Below are 15,550 nucleotides of genomic sequence, written 5' to 3'. Positions count from 1 at the left end.
GGCGGCGGCCCAGGCTGCCGCCGGTGCCGCTGTGCCCACCATCTCGCGCGGGCGCGTGACCTTTGTGGATGCCGCTCTGCCGCAGGGCGTGGTGGTGCCCGATGCCAATCTAGCCGTGTTCTCGATCGCCGACCTCAACGCCCGCATGGATGCCAACCGTGCCCGCAGCCGCCGCAAGGTCGACATTACGCAGATCACCTTCCCCTTTAAGCCGGGCGACTACGTGGTGCACGCAACGCATGGCATCGCGCTCTTTAGCGAGATTGCGCGCCAGGAAGTGGGCGGCAAGGAGCGCGACTACTTTTTGCTGGAATATGCCGATGGCGACAAGCTCTACGTGCCGCTCGAGCAGGTCGACCGCATCACGCGCTATGTTGGCCCCGACGGCGACAAGCCGCGCCTGACTAGGCTCAATACCGCCGACTGGACGCGTGCCACCAACAAGGCGCGCAAGAACGCCAAAAAGCTGGCGTTTGATCTGGTCGACCTGTATACGCGCCGCTCGTCGATTACCGGTATCGCCTGTCCGCCCGATACGCCCGAGCAGATCGAGATGGAGGAGAGCTTCCCCTACGACGAGACGCGCGACCAGCTGGAGGCTATCGCCGACATTAAGGCCGACATGGAGGCGCCCAAGCCCATGGACCGCCTGCTGTGCGGCGACGTGGGCTTTGGCAAGACCGAGGTCGCCCTGCGCGCGGCGTTTAAGTGTGTGGACTCCGGCCGTCAGGTCATGGTGCTCTGCCCCACGACCATTCTGGCCCAGCAGCACTACGAGACCTTCTTTGAGCGCTTTGCCCCGTTTGGCCTTGAGGTCGAGGTGCTCAGCCGCTTCCGCACGCCGGCGCAGCAAAAGCGCGCGCTCAAGGCGTTTGCCGAGGGCACGATCGACGTGCTCATCGGCACGCACCGCTTGCTTTCGGCCGATGTGAACCCCAAGAACCTGGGCCTGGTGATCATCGACGAGGAACAGCGCTTTGGCGTGCAGCACAAGGAGCAGCTCAAGAACCTGCGCGAGCAGATTGATGTGCTCACGCTTTCGGCAACGCCTATTCCGCGAACCATGCAGATGGCCACGAGCGGCGTGCGCGACATGAGCCTGATCACGACACCGCCGACTGGGCGTCGTCCCGTGATCGTGCACGTGGGGGAGTACGACCCCGACGTGGTGAGTGCAGCGATTCGCCTGGAGGTGAGTCGCGGCGGACAGGTGTACTACGTGTCCAATCGCGTCAAGACCATTGACGACGCCGTGGCGCGCGTGCACGAGGCCGCGCCCGAGGCGCGCGTGGGCGTGGCGCACGGCAAGATGAGCCCGCGCGAGGTCGAGGACGTGATGATCGAGTTCGCGACCAAAAAGATCGACGTGCTCATTGCCACGACCATCGTGGAGAGCGGTATCGACAACGCGTGCGCCAACACGCTTATCATCGAGGATTCGCAGCGCCTGGGCCTGGCACAGCTCTACCAGCTCAAGGGCCGTGTGGGCCGCTCGGCTACGCAGGCCTACGCATACTTTATGTTCCCGGGCGAGCTGCCGCTTACCGAGGAGGCAACGGCGCGCCTGACCGCACTGTCCGAGTTCCAGGACCTGGGCAGCGGCATGCGCATCGCCATGCGCGACCTGGAGATTCGTGGCGCCGGCTCGCTTATGGGCGCCGAGCAGCACGGCAACCTGTCGAGCGTGGGCTTTGACCTGTTTACGCAGATGCTGGGCCAGGCCGTGGCCGAGGCGCGCGGCGACGACGATGCCGGCGTGGAGGCGGCGAACGTGGGCATTAACCTGCCGGCCGACTACTTCTTGTCCGAGGAGTACCTGCCGGCGGTGGATCAGCGCGTGCTCGTGTACCGTAAGCTCGCGGCGGCCGAGGACCTGGAGAGCATCGACGAGGTGCAGGAAGAGACTGAGGCCGCGCATGGCGAGCTGCCGTTGGCGGGACTCAACCTGTTCAACCGCGCGCGCATTCGTATTCGCGGCGAGCGCCTGGGGCTCGAGAGTGTCACGCTCAGCGGCGGGCGCATTACCTTCCTGGGCGTCGACGTGCCCAAGAAGGTGGCCTTTGAGTTCAAGACTCGCTATGGCGCGGTGAACTTCCCCAAGAGCCGCAAGCTATCGGTGCCCTACAAGGCGGGCGCCGGCGCAGGCAGCGGCCTGGGCCGCGGTCTCGACGCCAACGACGGCATCGGCCCCGTGGCGGCCGCACTCATGCTGCTGCAGCAGCTGGGTGCGAGCGACGACGACTAACAAGTAAGTCGGTGGGACAAAGTTATCAGTAGTTTTGTCCCAGGTGCGACAGTCGCATCGAGCCTGTCAACGCAAGCAACCCTGGGACAAAAACTACTGATAACTTTGTCCCACCACGTTGCGGGTCGACCCTTCGCCCCATCGAAAGGAAAGCATGTTCGGGTACATTTACAAGAAAGATGCCGCTGCTATCGCGGTTGTCCTGTGCCTTTGTCTGTGCGTGGGCAGCTTTTTCGATTATCAGATCTCGAGCGCGCTGTTTAACATCGCTAGCATGTACGGCCGCTTTATCGAGGCCGCCGGCGAGCTGCCGTTCGAGCTGACGGCGAGCATCGCGGGCGTTATGCTCGTGCGCGCGGTGCGTCCCGACTCCAGGGGGAGCAAATGGCTCGCCGTGCTCGGCATCCTTGTCAACGTCGGTCTGACTGGCTACGAGGTCGTTTCGTCCCTGCGGGTTGGCGGCAAACTTGTCGCAGCACAGTTGGTGCTGACGTTTGTGCTGGTCATCGCCGCCAACCTTATCGTCTGCCGCCTCACGCGCGACACCGATCCCAAAGAGCTCACGCGCTGGGCGTTGATGGTGCTTGCCGTGTGGGTCGCCCAGGCCGTCATCCTCAACGTGATCGTCAAGCCGCTGTGGTCGCGCCCGCGCATGCGCGTGATCGCGGTGACGCAGGGACTCGATTTTCAGCCGTGGTGGGTGATCGGTAACCCCGACAAGTGGGCCTATATCGCCGCCGGCGTGATCAAGGACGGCTTTAAGTCGTTTGCGAGCGGACACACGGCACACGCGGCGATCGGCCTTATGCTCGCCGGGCTTCCCGCGGCGACCTTTAAGGAAAAGCCGTCGCGCCGCCGCGTGGTCTTTTGGGTCGCCGCTGTGGTTGCGGCGCTCGTCGCCTTTGGTCGCATCGTGATCGGCGCGCACTTTTTGAGTGACGTGAGCTGCGGCTTTGCCCTGGTGCTGGCGCTCGAGTGCCTTGCCGCGCGCATTGCTTATCCGGGCGGCGTACAATAGCCCCATCTGAATCATCGGGTTCGTGCCCGGCTAGAGAGGATTATCATGCTCGCGTTCAACAACGACTATTCCCACGGCGCACATCCGGCAGTACTGCAGGCGCTCGTCGACACCAATATGGAGCCGCAGCCCGGCTACGGTACCGATGCACACACCGAGCGTGCCAAGCAGCTTATCCGCAAGGCCTGCCAGGCACCCGATGCCGACGTATTTTTCCTGGTAGGCGGCACGCAGGCCAACGCGACGGTGATCGATATGCTGCTCGCGCCCTACGAGGGCGTTGTTGCCGCCGAGACCGGCCACGTTGCCTGCCACGAGGCTGGTGCCATCGAGTTTGGCGGCCACAAGGTGCTTACCATTCCCGGCTACGAGGGCAAGATGCATGCCGAGGATCTCGAAAACTATATCCAGGTGTTCTACGAAAACGAGAGCTACGAGCACACGGTATTCCCGGGCGCCGTGTATGTGAGCCTGTCGACCGAGTACGGCACGCTGTACTCCAAGGCCGAGCTCGCGGCGATTCATGCGGTGTGCCAGAAGCGCCAGATTCCGCTGTTTGTGGATGGCGCCCGCCTGGCCTATGCGCTGGCAGCCGATGAGTGCGACATTACCCTGCCCGAGCTGGCGCAGCTGTGCGACGTGTTCTACATTGGCGGCACCAAGTGCGGCGCGCTTTGCGGCGAAGCCGTGGTGTTTTGCGGCATGCACGCTCCGGCACATCCCATTCCGCGCATTAAGCAGCACGGAGCGCTGCTTGCCAAGGGCCGCCTGACGGGCGTGCAGTTTGAGGCACTCTTTACCGATGGCCTGTATTTTGAGATTGGTCGCCAGGCAATCGAGACCGCGCAGGCGCTTCGTCGCGTGCTGCACGAGCGCGGCTACCAGTTCTTCTTGGAGACGCCGACCAACCAGCAGTTCGTGATTCTGCCCAACGAGGACATGGCCCGCATTCGCGAGCACGCCTCGATCGAGTACTGGGAAAAGTACGACGAGACCCACACCGTGGTACGTTTTTGCACCAGCTGGGCCACGACGCAGGAGGACATCGACGCGCTGGCGGCTGTCCTGTAGGCTGATGTAATGACGAGGGGCCGCCTTGCGCCTGGGTTTGGCGCGGGGCGGCCTTTGCTTTTGAGAGGGAAGGGTTGTATGGCCGAGATGTCCGAGCCGACGATTCGCCTCGCGACGCCCGAAGACGCGCCGGCGTTGCTTGCCATCTATGAGCCGTATGTGCGCCAGACGGCGATTACCTGCGAATACGAGGTGCCGAGCGTTGAGGAGTTCGCCGGGCGCATCGAGCGTACACTCAAGCGCTATCCGTATCTGGTGATGGAGCTGGACGGGCGTCCGGTGGGTTATGCCTACGTGAGCCCGCTCAACAGCCGCGAGGCATACGACTGGTCGGTCGAGACGTCAATCTACCTGGCGCGCGATGTGCGTCATGGTGGGCTGGGTCGCAAGCTGCACGATGCGCTCAAGCAATGCCTGGTCGCGATGGGCATCACCAACATGTGCGCGCTCATCGCCGTACCGCACGACAAAGACGACGAGTATCTGACGCACAACAGCCAGGACTTCCATGCCCATATGGGGTATCGCTTGGTGGGCGCCTTCGACCGTTGCGCCCAAAAGTTCGGCCGCTGGTACGACATGTGCTGGATGGAGCTGGTCCTAGCCGAGCGCGTCCCCAACCAACCCAAACCAACTTGGTTCCCCGACCTCCCCGCCTAAAACCACCACAATGGGGACAGGCACCTTTGTGGTGGTTTCTCTCGAAAATCGGCCCTTTTTTGGCGCGTTAACCTTAAAAACCACCACAAAGGTGCCTGTCCCCATTGTGGTGGTTTTGGTGGTGGTTAGCCGATGGGCTCGGTGTATTTGGCGCGGTCGGTGCGCTGGATACGCTTGGAGATGTGCAGCGGGCGGCCGTCGGTGTCGTAGACGTAGTCGGTGATCAGAATCAGCGCCTGCCCGCGCTCCACATTGAGCAAAAACGCCTCGTTTTGCGAGGCGTAACACACCTCAAAGGTCTTGTGCCCCTGCGCCGGCGCGCGATGGAACTCCTGGCGCAGCGCGGTGTAGAGCGATCCGTTGATATCGCGATCGATGAGCGCCTCAAAACTTGGCGGCAGATAGGTGGTCTCCAGGCACAGCGGCGCATCGTCTAGATAGCGCAGACGGACGAGCTTGACGAGCTTGCTGCCCACGGCGGCATCGAAGAACTTGGCCACATTGCCTGCGGCCTTGGCAAAGCCCGAGTCCACGGTGCGCGTGGTGGGCTTCATGCCCTGGCCCTGGATCTGCGCCGTGTAGCTCGAAAACACCAGGTTGTTCTCGTGGAGCGCCGGCGTGTCAGCCACAAAGGCGCCGCGCCCGCGCTCGGTGCGAACCAGGCCCTCGTCGACGAGCACCTTAAGGGCATGGCGCACGGTGCTGCGCGACAGCCCCGATTCGTCCATGAGCTCCATCTCGGACGGCAGCTTGTCTCCGCAGGCGTAGATGCCGGCGGCGATGCGGTCGCGCAGCATGCCCGCCAAGCGCTCGTATTGGGCCAGTTTCTTTTTAGATGAAGCGCTCATGTGATTAACCTGTATCTAACCTGTATGCTTGCCTAATCAAGCATGTATCCAATTCAACAACAAAACCGCTGGTAACGAGTATTTATATACCGTATCAGCAAAATATCTAAGACAAATATAGCATACAACTAGTCGACATCGCTAAAACATGTATGTAACTTGTATGCCATCAAGAGCATCAAATGAGAAGAAAGGCTGATGCACGATGACTACTCAGGAACAGGTTAAGGATGTCGTCTCCCAGGTTTTGGCTGACAAGGCAGACAAGGGCGGCATCAAGCGCGTTGTGTGGATTGGCGCCGGCGGATCCAACGGCGGCAACTATCCTGCCCAGTACTTTATGGAGCACGAGGCTACGCAGGTCGTGAGCTCCAGCTACACCAGCAACGAGTTCGTGCACGCCACCCCGGCCTACGTCAACGAGAACACCCTGGCCGTCGTCGTTTCCATGCGCGGCACCAAGGAGACCATTGTCGCCGCTCAGGTCGCTAAGGACCACGGCGCCAGCACCATCGCCATCTATGTTGACGAGTCCGCCCTCACCGAGGTCTGTGACTACAAGATCCAGTACGACAGCCTGGCCGTCGACGAGTCCTGCATGGGCCGCACCAACTCCGCCGTTGTGACCATGATCGCTATGGAGCTTACGCAGCAGACCGAGGGCTATGCCGAGTACGAGACCGCTATGGCAGCCTTCGACCTGGTCGATCCTATCTATCGCAAGGCCGTTGAGTACACCCGTCCGCTCGCTGCCAAGTGGGCCGAGCAGAACGCTGACAAGCCCTGCATCAACGTCATGGCTCAGGGTCCGCTCTTTGGTGCCGCCTATGTCTTTAGCATCTGCAACGTGCAGGAGATGCTGCAGATCGACTCCTGCACCATCAACACCTGCGACTTCTTCCACGGCCCCTTCGAGATCCTGGACAAGCGCACCTCGCTGTTCCAGCTCATCAGCGTCGGCCGCAGCCGCTGCAACGACGAGCGCGGCATCCGCTTTGTCAACCAGTACGGTGGCGAGCGCGTCTATCAGCTCGATGCCAAGGAGCTCGGCCTCAACGACATCAAAGACAGCGTGAGCGAGTACTTCAACCACCTGATCTTTGCGCCGATCCTCAACAACGTGTACATGCGTGCACTCTCTGCCGTTACCCACAAGGACTACATGACGCGCCGCTACATGTGGAAGCTGGACTACTAGGAGTTACGCGGTTTTACCAAACCGCGTAACGGCTCGACGCTGCGCTGTCCGTCCTCTACCTGCGGCGGGTCACTCATTGGGGACGTACTTAAACGACTGCCCCAAGGTGAGAGTGGATAAGCTCCCGTTTTTGGCCTGTTTGGGGGCTCAAAGTGGGAGATTATTCACTCTCGTCATTTTGCGGCAGTTGGGTGACTAGTCATCGGGGACGTTTTTGTTTGACTAGTCGTTTAAGAACGTCCCCAATGACTACACTCCTTTTGTCTAGAGATTTCCCGTTTGCCGATTTGTGTCTTGATAAATGTATATAACGACTATAACGTAGCATGAAACATACTGGAAACAAAGCCAAGGAGGCTACGTTGAAGAGAAGCAATCTGGGCTATGTGCTGGTGCTGATCGCCGCGCTTATGTGGGGCAGCATCGGAATCTTTGTAAACGGCATCTCGGCCATGGGCGTTTCGTCCCGGAGCATGGCTGCCTTTCGCTTGTTGGTCGGAGCGCTTATCTTGGCGCCGGTCCTGATGTTTATGGGCTGCCGTCCGGGTGAGGGGTCTACCGTGGCTCAGGGTCCGCTGGCCCTGTTCAAGGCAAGCCCTAAAGAGCTTGTTCCCTGCGCGCTTGTCGGTATCGTCGGTTTGGCCGCCGCCAACACCTGCTATTACGAGTGCATGGGCGAGGTGGGCATGTCCACGGCCTCGGTGCTGCTCTACACCTCGCCGGTGTTTGGCGTCGTGCTCGGCCGCGTGCTTTATCGTGAGGACGTGACCCCTAACAAGCTTGTTGCCATCGCTTTTAACATAGGTGGCTGTGTACTTGCAGTGACCAATGGCGACCTTTCCGGTTTCCATTTTTCGGTTTGGGGCGTCACGTCGGGCGTGATTGCGGGCCTTTGTGGTGCGTCGCTCGCGGTGTTTAGCCGAATAGCAACCAAGACGGTCCACCCGCTGGCCGTTACGTTTTGGGGCTTTGTTTTTGGCGGTGCGGTTATGGCAGCTATCGCGGCTCCGTGGCCGGATGTCGCCGTGGCAATGTCGCCACAGCTGCTGCTGCTGTTCCTTGGCTTTGGACTCATCCCCACAGCCGTGGCTTACATCTTATATATGCAGGGTCTATCCATGGGGCTCGAGACGTCGAAAGTTCCCGTCGTAATGTCATTCGAGACAGTCGTCACCGTACTGCTGGGCATTGGTATCTACGCGGAGCCCGCCGGCACGATCAAAGTATTGGGCATTGTCTTGGTGCTCGTGTCCATCGTGATCATGAATACGGATTTTACCATGCTGCGCAACACTACCTTTGTCGGCCATGTTATTGAGAGCATGACCTTTAAGCCCAATGCGTGGTGGACGGAGAAATCGCAGGATATGGATCTCTTCAAGGAGCGCACGGGCATCGCGCTGGAACCCACCGTGCAGGAAAGCCCCTGGTATTTCGTGCGATAGAGGCAGTGTAAGCCCTTGGGGAACGTAACTGAGCGGGACTGTCCAACGAGCTACGGCGCTTTCGTTTCCAGTCAGTTAAACCCGCGAACGGTCGATATTTGGCCGTGAGTGGTTCTTATAATAATTATCAATATTCGCAACGTATAAGACGTTATAATGACCATAACGAAAAGGAGGAGGCAAGATGAATCAGATCATTCTCGCATCTCATGGCGGCCTGGCCGCAGGCGCCAAAGACACGCTCGAGATGGTTCTCGGCGACGTGTCGAACGTCCACGTCGTGTCGCTTGCTCGTGACGACAAGGAGCCCATCACCAATAAGGTGGACGCTCTGATCGCCACGTTCAACGCGGACGACACCGTCTATGTGCTGACCGATATGCTCGGCAGCTCGGTCAACAACAGCATGGTCGAGCTTTCCCGCAACGGTGCAGCATTCACGGTGATCAGCGGTTTCAACATTCCGCTGGCACTGACGCTTGCTATGAGCCCCGTCCCCGTCACGGGCGCCGAGCTCGCGGCCCTCATCAACGAGGCCCGCACCGGTCTGACCAACCCCAACGCGCCGATCGAGGCTGCCGTGGCCCCCACTAAGAAGGCCAAGGCGCCCCGTCACAGCTCCGGTCCCGCCAAGATCGTCCTCGCACGTCTTGACTACCGTCTGCTGCACGGCCAGGTCGTCTTTACCTGGACCACCAAGGTTCAGGCCGAGCGCATCATCGTCGTCGACAACGCTGCCGCCAACGATGACATCAAGAAGGGTGCTCTAAAGTTGGCCAAGCCCCAGGGCGTGCGCCTGAACGTCTTCACCGTCGAGCGTGCCCTCGCCAAGATGGACAAGCTCAACACCCTCGGCGAGCGCGTCATGTTCGTCTTTGGCAACACGGCCGAGATGCTGCAGTTCTGCCAGGGTTACAAGCTCGACGCCATCAACCTGGGCGCCACCGCCAACCACGACGGTGCCGATCAGGTCGGCGGCAAGGACAGCTCCGTCTTCTTCGACGCCACCCAGAAGGCCGACGTCAACCAGCTGCTCGACATGGGCATCAAGCTCTACGTCCAGCAGACCCCCACGTATCAGAGCGTCGACATCGACGCCAAGCTGTAATCAACCAGGCTTTTGCCTGACTGAAAGGAGAAGGGTATGAATACGTTCATCAGTGCGGTGCTCGTCGGCCTCGTCGGCGTGTTCTGCATGTGGGACTCCCGCCTGCTCGGTCGTCTTAACTTCGAGCAGCCCCTCGTTGGCGCCACGCTCGTCGGTCTGCTGCTGGGCGATGTGCCCACCGGCCTTGCCGTCGGTGCCGCCGTCGAGCTCGTGTCCATGGGCCTGGTGCAGGTCGGCGCCGCCGTTCCGCCCGATATGGTCCTGGGCGGCATCGTGGCAGCTGCCTTCGCGTGCCTGACCGATGCTTCCGCCGAGACCGCCATGACGATCGCCATCCCGGTCGCCGTCCTAGGTCAGCTCCTCGGCATCGTGTTCCGTTCCATCATCGCCGCCCTCACCCATGTGGCCGATAGCGCGATCGATAACGGCAAGTTCAAGACCGCCTACCGCATGCACATCTGCGCCGGCTCCGGTCTGTACGCCATCATGTACTTCCTGCCGATCTTCCTGGCCGTCTTTGTCGGTACCGACCTGGTCCAGGCCATCGTCAACATGGTTCCCGAGTGGCTGTCCACTGGTCTGAACGTCTCGACCAAGATCATGACCGCCTACGGTCTGGCCCTGCTGCTCACCATGATGATCAAGAAGGGTATGACCCCGTTCCTGTTCATCGGCTTCCTGCTCGCCGCCTACCTCAACCTGTCCGTCATCGCGGTCGCTCTGATCGGTGTGTGCCTGGCTATCGTCTTCATGGGCTTCAAGTTCAATGGCTCCCATGCAGCCGCCGGTGTCGATTCCGACTACGATCCGCTCGAAGACGACGAAGACTAAGGAGGAACACACTATGGCAACCGCAACCAAGGACGTGTCCCTGAACAAGAAGGTCAGCCAGTTCTTCTGGCGCTCCTGGGCCATCCAGGCCTCTTGGAACTACGAGCGTCAGATGAACATGGGCTTCCTCTACGGCATGGTCCCCACGCTCGATCGCCTCTATCCGGACGAGTCCGACCCCAAGCAGCTCGCTGCTAAGAAAGAGGCTTACCACCGTCACATGGCGTTCTACAACTGCACCCCGCAGACGAGCGCTTTTGTCCTAGGCCTCGCCGCCTCCATGGAGGAGGAGTACGCCAAGGATCCCGAGAACTTCGATCCCGATTCGATTAACGCGGTCAAGACCTCCCTCATGGGCCCGCTTTCCGGCATCGGTGACTCCTTCTTCCAGGGCACCATCCGCGTTATCGCCTTTGGCCTGGGCGTTCAGCTGGCTCAGCAGGGCTCCATCATGGGCCCGATCCTGGCCATGCTCATCTCCATCGTGCCCTCCGTGCTGATCACGTGGTTCGCTGCCAAGATCGGCTACCAGGGCGGCCATGAGTACCTGAGCAAGCTCCAGGGCGGCGACCTCATGGAGAAGCTCATGTATGTCTGCGGCATCGTGGGTCTTATGTCCGTGGGCGGCATGATCGCTACGCTGATCGGCGCCACCACCCCGCTGCAGTTTGCTGAGGGTACCGTCGTTATCCAGGACATCCTGGACGGCATGATGCCCCAGATGATCTCCCTTGGCCTCACCGGCCTTATGTACTGGCTCATCAAGAAGAACGTCAACACCGGTTGGCTTCTCGTGATCGCCATCGTGGGCGGCATCGCCCTCTCCGCGGCCGGCATCCTGGCCTAGTCGCGACCCAGCGTCTAACCGCTTTCCCCCGGGGGCCTGCCTGGCATCCCATACCCCAGGCAGGCTTCCATCCCTAAATGTGTCAAAGGGACAGTCCCTTTGTCGCATCCTCAACGGGCCGGCGACTCGGTCCTAACCACGGTAACCCTGCGAGCGTCCGGCAATGTGACGCCGCAAAAATTCGAAAGGAATGTGTCAGATGTACGAGATCGACCTTAACCTCCCTAAGCAGATCGTCGCTGACGTCCTGTCCAACCACGAGATTCACAGCGTCGCCTTCGTCGGCTGCGGTGCTTCTATGTCCGATCTTTACCCCGCCAAGTACTTCCTGGCCAACAACACGGACAAGCTGAACGTTCAGATCTTCACCGCTAACGAGTTCAACTACGACACGCCTTCTTGGGTCAACGAGCACACCTTCGTGATCACCTGCTCCCTCGGTGGCTCCACGCCCGAGACCGTCGAGGCCAACAAGACCGCCAAGAAGCACAACTGCCCGGTCGTCTCCCTCACCAACAAGGCTGGCTCCGCTCTGACCGTCGACGCCGACCACGTCATCGTCCACGGCTTCCACGCCAACTACGCTGCCAAGTGCGAGAAGCCCGGCTATGCCATCGCCCTTGCTCTCGAGATCCTTCAGCAGACCGAGGGCTATGACCACTACGAGGACATGATCACCGGCCTCACCAACGTCTTTGAGCTCTGCGAGAACGCCGCTCAGTCCGCCAAGGGCCTCGCCAAGCAGTTCGCCCAGGACTTCAAGGACGACGAGATGATCTACTTCATGGCCTCCGGTGCCTCCGAGAAGATGGCTTATTCTCACGCCGCCTTCCTGTTCACCGAGATGCAGTGGATCGACGCCGCCGCCTACAACACCGGCGAGTACTTCCACGGCCCGTTCGAGGTTTCCACCGAGGGTAAGCCCTACGTCTTCTTCATGTCCGACGGTGCCACCCGTCCGATGGACGCTCGCGCCCTCACCTTCCTGCAGCGCATGGGCGCCAAGGTCGCTCTGATCGACTCCAAGGACTACGGTCTGGCCGACGCCGTGCCGGCAAGCGTCGTCACCTACTTCAACCCGCTGCTGCACCTCGCCGTTATGCGCGAGTACGGCAACCAGATCGCCGAGGCCCGTCAGCACCCGCTGACCATGCGTCGCTACATGTGGAAGCTTTCCTACTAATCACAAGTAAGTAGACCTTACGGGTTGATTGAGAGGGGATGGGGTTTTGCCCCGTCCCCTTTTTGCTCTGGGGAGGGCGTGTGCGCACGCGCCGCAAAACCCCAGATAAAACCTACCAAAATAAACCTGTCCCTTTTTGGCAAGTGGGAGGAGATGCGTATGATCAAGGCGGTGCTGTTTGATATGGACGGCGTGCTGGTCGATACCGAGTGGTTCTACAATCGTCGCCGCGTGGCGTTTATGGAAGAGAAAGGGTTCCACTTTGACGAGATCCCCGATCTTTCGGGGTCTAACGAGCCCGCCATTTGGAAGTCGCTGGTGCCCGACGATGCTGAGCTGCGCGAGCGCCTGCGCGTGGAGTACAAGCAGGTCTACAGCCCGGTCCATCCCGTTCCGTATGCCGAGCTGCTCAACGAGCAGACGGAGCCGGTGATGCGTGAGCTGCACGAGCGCGGCGTGAAGTGTGCCATCGCGAGCTCGTCCTACCGTGAGCTCATCGACGAGCTGGTGGAGATTGCCGGTATCGCCGACGTGCTGGACTACACCATCAGCGGCCATGAGTGCAGTGCGTTTAAGCCCGACCCCGAGATCTATTTGCGCGCCATGGAGGCGTTGGGTGTTGAGCCGGCCGAGTGCCTGGTTATCGAGGACTCGCCTATGGGCATTGAGGCCGGCAAGCGCTCCGGCGCCCGCGTCCTGGCGCTGCGTCCGCACGAGGGCGTCAACCTGGACCAGTCCGCCGCCGACACCATCATCGACAACCTGGCCGACATTTTGGCCGCTTTGTAGCGTCGATCCACCACGAGTAGTACAGATTCGCACGTCTTTTGCGGCGGATTGGCTTAATTTGGCTTGGATTTTGATTCGTTTGACTTCGACTCAGACTAAGTGAGTAGACTTTTTGGCACATGCCGAGCACAAAGCGTATCTGCTTTAGTAAAACCGCAGGTCACAGAGGTGGCAGTTTTTGGTGTGCTCGGCAGATCGTAAAAAGTCTACTCACTTAGAATTTGGCTCTTTGGTTGGGGAGCTGCTGGCTCGTTTTGGTTGTCGAGAGAGGGTTAATTGAAGCGCCCACTCGCGCTCCATGCTACAATCGCCGGCATGCCCCACAATTACATCTGCCTTCGAAAGGAGCCTACGTGGCGAACGCCATCGATCAGCTCACGGACCGCGTGCTCGTGCTCGGCCGCCTCACCATCGTCCGCCGCGCCATTACTGCCGTGGCGGTCACGATTTCCGCCATTCTTCAGACATTTCTGATCCAGGCGTTCATTCAGCCCGCCGACCTGCTACCGAGCGGTCTCACCGGCGTCGCCGTCTTACTCGATCGCGTTACCTCGCTTGGCGGCGTTCACATCGACATCTCGCTCGGCATGCTGGCGCTCAACATCCCCGTGGCGCTTCTGTGCTGGAGCGGCATCAGCAAGCGCTTCGTCATCTTCTCGATGATGCAGGTCGTGCTCTCGTCGTTGTTCCTCAATATCTTTCACTTCGCCCCGTTTTTGGGCGACAAGATCATGCTCATCATTTTTGGCGGCGTGGTCTCGGGCCTGGGCGCTGCCATCGCGCTTAAGTCCGGCGCATCCACCGGCGGTACCGACTTTATCGCTCTGTGGGTCTCCAACCACACGGGCAAGACCATCTGGGGCGTCATCTTTGGTTTTAACTGCTTTATCCTGGCGATCTTTGGCTTTATGTTTGGCTGGGACAACGCGGCGTACTCCATTGTGTTTCAATTTATTTCGACCAAGACCATCGACAGCTTCTATCGCCGCTACGACCGCGTGACGCTGCAGATCACGACGCGCGAGGCAGATGAGGTCATGACCGCCTATGTCAATCACTTTCAGCACGGCATTAGCTGCGCCGAGGTCATTGGCGGATACAGCCGCGAAAAGATGTACCTGCTGCACACCGTTGTCTCGACCTACGAGAGCCAGGATATCGTCAAGCTGGTGTGCGACGTCGACCCCGGCGCCGTGATCAATGTGTTCCACACGCTTAACTTTGTGGGCGGCTGGTGGGGCGGTCATGTCGACGAGCCCATGCCTACGGCCGTGCCCGATCCCGACAAGCCCGCGCGCATGGCCAGCAGGCAGGCCCGTCTGCACGATCAGGAAAGCTTGCAGCAGGACGACGGCAAGTAAAGATTTGCTGTATGCGGTGTATCGTTTTATCAAGCTGAGGTAACATATAAAAAGACGTTATATACGTATTAGTTATTTCGATATTTTGATAAGAGTGATCAGATATGCCAGCGCCCAAAAATGCACCGCTTTACCAGCAGATTTACGACGAGATCAAGGAAGCGATCGAGAAAGGCGTTTATGCACCTAAGGAGCGCATCCCGTCCGAGCTTGAGCTTGCCGAGCAGTACGAGGTGAGCCGCATTACGGTGCGCCGCGCCGTCGAGGAGCTGTGCTCCGATGGCTACCTGGTTAAGCAACAGGGTCGCGGCACCTTTGTTTCCACGCCGCACATCAACCGCCAGTTCCATGCCTCGACGTTGCAGACGTTTTCCGCGCTATGTGCCGACAACGGCATGAAGGCCGGCGCGCACGTGGTCGATCGCCAGATTGTGCCGGCGCGTCAAAACGAGATGGAGTTCTTTGGCCTGCAGAAGGACGCGCTGCTGCTGCATATCAAGCGCGTGCGTACGGCCGATGGCGAGCCCATATTTGAGGAGAATATCTTTGTGCCGTTTGACGCCTACCGTGAGCTGTTGACGGCCGATCTTGAGGACAAGTCGATTTTTGCCGAGGTCGAGCGTGTTGGTGGAACGCCGATTGTCTCGGTTGGCTACCGTACGGTCGAGGCCGTTCGAGCTAACGTCGAGCAGGCGGCCGAGCTGGGCATTGCTCCGCACGATCCGCTGCTCAACCTGCGTGCCGGCTTTACCGGTCCCAACGGCGAGCCGGTCCTGATGGGTAAGCAGTACTACGTGGGATCGCGCTACGTTATGGTGATGTAGTTCGGGATAGAAAACGAGAGTGGATAATCTCCCGTTTTAGGTCCGGTGGCGGCCTTAAAGTGGGAGATTATCCACTCTCGTTCGTCGGGTGTCCAAAAATCCACTCTCGTTCCTTTCGGAAC

At 60.0% G+C, this 15,550-nt stretch carries 14 protein-coding genes; 13 read left to right on the top strand and 1 reads right to left on the bottom strand.

Annotated features, from left to right (window positions below):
* From mfd to DW123_RS02830, 4 genes are all read left to right on the top strand, one after another.
* Positions 1-2,245, top strand: a 2,245-nt coding sequence (gene mfd, locus DW123_RS02845) for a transcription-repair coupling factor (RefSeq protein WP_118297898.1), incomplete at its 5' end; no start/stop codon positions are given.
* Between the two features lie 154 nt (positions 2,246-2,399).
* Complete coding sequence (locus DW123_RS02840; RefSeq protein WP_117735432.1) at positions 2,400-3,263, top strand: phosphatase PAP2 family protein; 864 nt, start codon at positions 2,400-2,402, stop codon at positions 3,261-3,263.
* Between the two features lie 45 nt (positions 3,264-3,308).
* The gene (locus tag DW123_RS02835) at positions 3,309-4,334 is read left to right on the top strand and encodes a low specificity L-threonine aldolase (protein ID WP_118273117.1); all 1,026 of its coding nucleotides are present in this window, start codon (positions 3,309-3,311) and stop codon (positions 4,332-4,334) included.
* Positions 4,335-4,412: 78 nt separating this feature from the next.
* Positions 4,413-4,994, top strand: coding sequence for a GNAT family N-acetyltransferase (locus DW123_RS02830; RefSeq protein WP_118273116.1), 582 nt, complete (start codon positions 4,413-4,415; stop codon positions 4,992-4,994).
* 125 nt (positions 4,995-5,119) lie between these two features.
* Here the strand turns inward: DW123_RS02830 and DW123_RS02825 are convergent, their stop codons facing one another.
* Positions 5,120-5,842, bottom strand: a complete 723-nt coding sequence (locus DW123_RS02825) for a GntR family transcriptional regulator (protein ID WP_117799300.1) — start codon at positions 5,840-5,842, stop codon at positions 5,120-5,122.
* A gap of 205 nt (positions 5,843-6,047) precedes the next feature.
* Here DW123_RS02825 and DW123_RS02820 point away from each other — a divergent pair, with 205 nt between their 5' ends.
* The 9 genes from DW123_RS02820 (at position 6,048) to DW123_RS02780 (ending at position 15,428) form a co-directional block, all read left to right on the top strand.
* The gene (locus DW123_RS02820; RefSeq protein WP_117648180.1) at positions 6,048-7,040 is read left to right on the top strand and encodes an SIS domain-containing protein; all 993 of its coding nucleotides are present in this window, start codon (positions 6,048-6,050) and stop codon (positions 7,038-7,040) included.
* Between the two features lie 362 nt (positions 7,041-7,402).
* Positions 7,403-8,485: a DMT family transporter gene (locus tag DW123_RS02815; protein WP_158570713.1), complete on the top strand. Its 1,083-nt coding sequence runs from the start codon at positions 7,403-7,405 to the stop codon at positions 8,483-8,485.
* A 184-nt stretch (positions 8,486-8,669) separates the two neighbouring features.
* A complete protein-coding gene (locus tag DW123_RS02810; RefSeq protein ID WP_117735437.1) occupies positions 8,670-9,593 on the top strand; it encodes a PTS mannose/fructose/sorbose transporter subunit IIAB in 924 nt (307 codons plus the stop codon).
* A 36-nt stretch (positions 9,594-9,629) separates the two neighbouring features.
* On the top strand, positions 9,630-10,424 hold the full coding sequence (locus DW123_RS02805) for a PTS sugar transporter subunit IIC (RefSeq protein WP_117743120.1): 795 nt from the start codon (positions 9,630-9,632) through the stop codon (positions 10,422-10,424).
* 13 nt (positions 10,425-10,437) lie between these two features.
* Positions 10,438-11,271, top strand: coding sequence for a PTS system mannose/fructose/sorbose family transporter subunit IID (locus tag DW123_RS02800; RefSeq protein ID WP_055252122.1), 834 nt, complete (start codon positions 10,438-10,440; stop codon positions 11,269-11,271).
* A 199-nt stretch (positions 11,272-11,470) separates the two neighbouring features.
* The gene (locus DW123_RS02795; protein ID WP_233502247.1) at positions 11,471-12,454 is read left to right on the top strand and encodes an SIS domain-containing protein; all 984 of its coding nucleotides are present in this window, start codon (positions 11,471-11,473) and stop codon (positions 12,452-12,454) included.
* Between the two features lie 159 nt (positions 12,455-12,613).
* Positions 12,614-13,243 (top strand): HAD family phosphatase, encoded by a 630-nt coding sequence (locus tag DW123_RS02790; RefSeq protein ID WP_158570712.1) that lies wholly within the window; start codon positions 12,614-12,616, stop codon positions 13,241-13,243.
* Positions 13,244-13,596: 353 nt separating this feature from the next.
* Positions 13,597-14,604, top strand: coding sequence for a YitT family protein (locus DW123_RS02785; RefSeq protein WP_117743123.1), 1,008 nt, complete (start codon positions 13,597-13,599; stop codon positions 14,602-14,604).
* Between the two features lie 104 nt (positions 14,605-14,708).
* Positions 14,709-15,428, top strand: coding sequence for a GntR family transcriptional regulator (locus DW123_RS02780; protein ID WP_117735442.1), 720 nt, complete (start codon positions 14,709-14,711; stop codon positions 15,426-15,428).
* The last annotated feature ends 122 nt before the right edge of the window (positions 15,429-15,550 follow it).

Origin of the sequence: Collinsella sp. AM10-26, from assembly GCF_003472525.1 — a bacterium.
GTDB lineage: Bacteria > Actinomycetota > Coriobacteriia > Coriobacteriales > Coriobacteriaceae > Collinsella.
The sequence above is the reverse complement of the archived record's forward strand: the minus strand, read 5'-3'. Positions and strand labels throughout refer to the sequence as shown.

Coding starts and splice junctions, on each gene's coding strand:
- DW123_RS02840 (WP_117735432.1), top strand. CDS start 2,400: ATGTTCGGGTACATTTACAAGAAAGATGCCGCTGCTATCGCGGTTGTC.
- DW123_RS02835 (WP_118273117.1), top strand. CDS start 3,309: ATGCTCGCGTTCAACAACGACTATTCCCACGGCGCACATCCGGCAGTA.
- DW123_RS02830 (WP_118273116.1), top strand. CDS start 4,413: ATGGCCGAGATGTCCGAGCCGACGATTCGCCTCGCGACGCCCGAAGAC.
- DW123_RS02825 (WP_117799300.1), bottom strand. CDS start 5,842: ATGAGCGCTTCATCTAAAAAGAAACTGGCCCAATACGAGCGCTTGGCG.
- DW123_RS02820 (WP_117648180.1), top strand. CDS start 6,048: ATGACTACTCAGGAACAGGTTAAGGATGTCGTCTCCCAGGTTTTGGCT.
- DW123_RS02810 (WP_117735437.1), top strand. CDS start 8,670: ATGAATCAGATCATTCTCGCATCTCATGGCGGCCTGGCCGCAGGCGCC.
- DW123_RS02805 (WP_117743120.1), top strand. CDS start 9,630: ATGAATACGTTCATCAGTGCGGTGCTCGTCGGCCTCGTCGGCGTGTTC.
- DW123_RS02800 (WP_055252122.1), top strand. CDS start 10,438: ATGGCAACCGCAACCAAGGACGTGTCCCTGAACAAGAAGGTCAGCCAG.
- DW123_RS02795 (WP_233502247.1), top strand. CDS start 11,471: ATGTACGAGATCGACCTTAACCTCCCTAAGCAGATCGTCGCTGACGTC.
- DW123_RS02790 (WP_158570712.1), top strand. CDS start 12,614: ATGATCAAGGCGGTGCTGTTTGATATGGACGGCGTGCTGGTCGATACC.
- DW123_RS02780 (WP_117735442.1), top strand. CDS start 14,709: ATGCCAGCGCCCAAAAATGCACCGCTTTACCAGCAGATTTACGACGAG.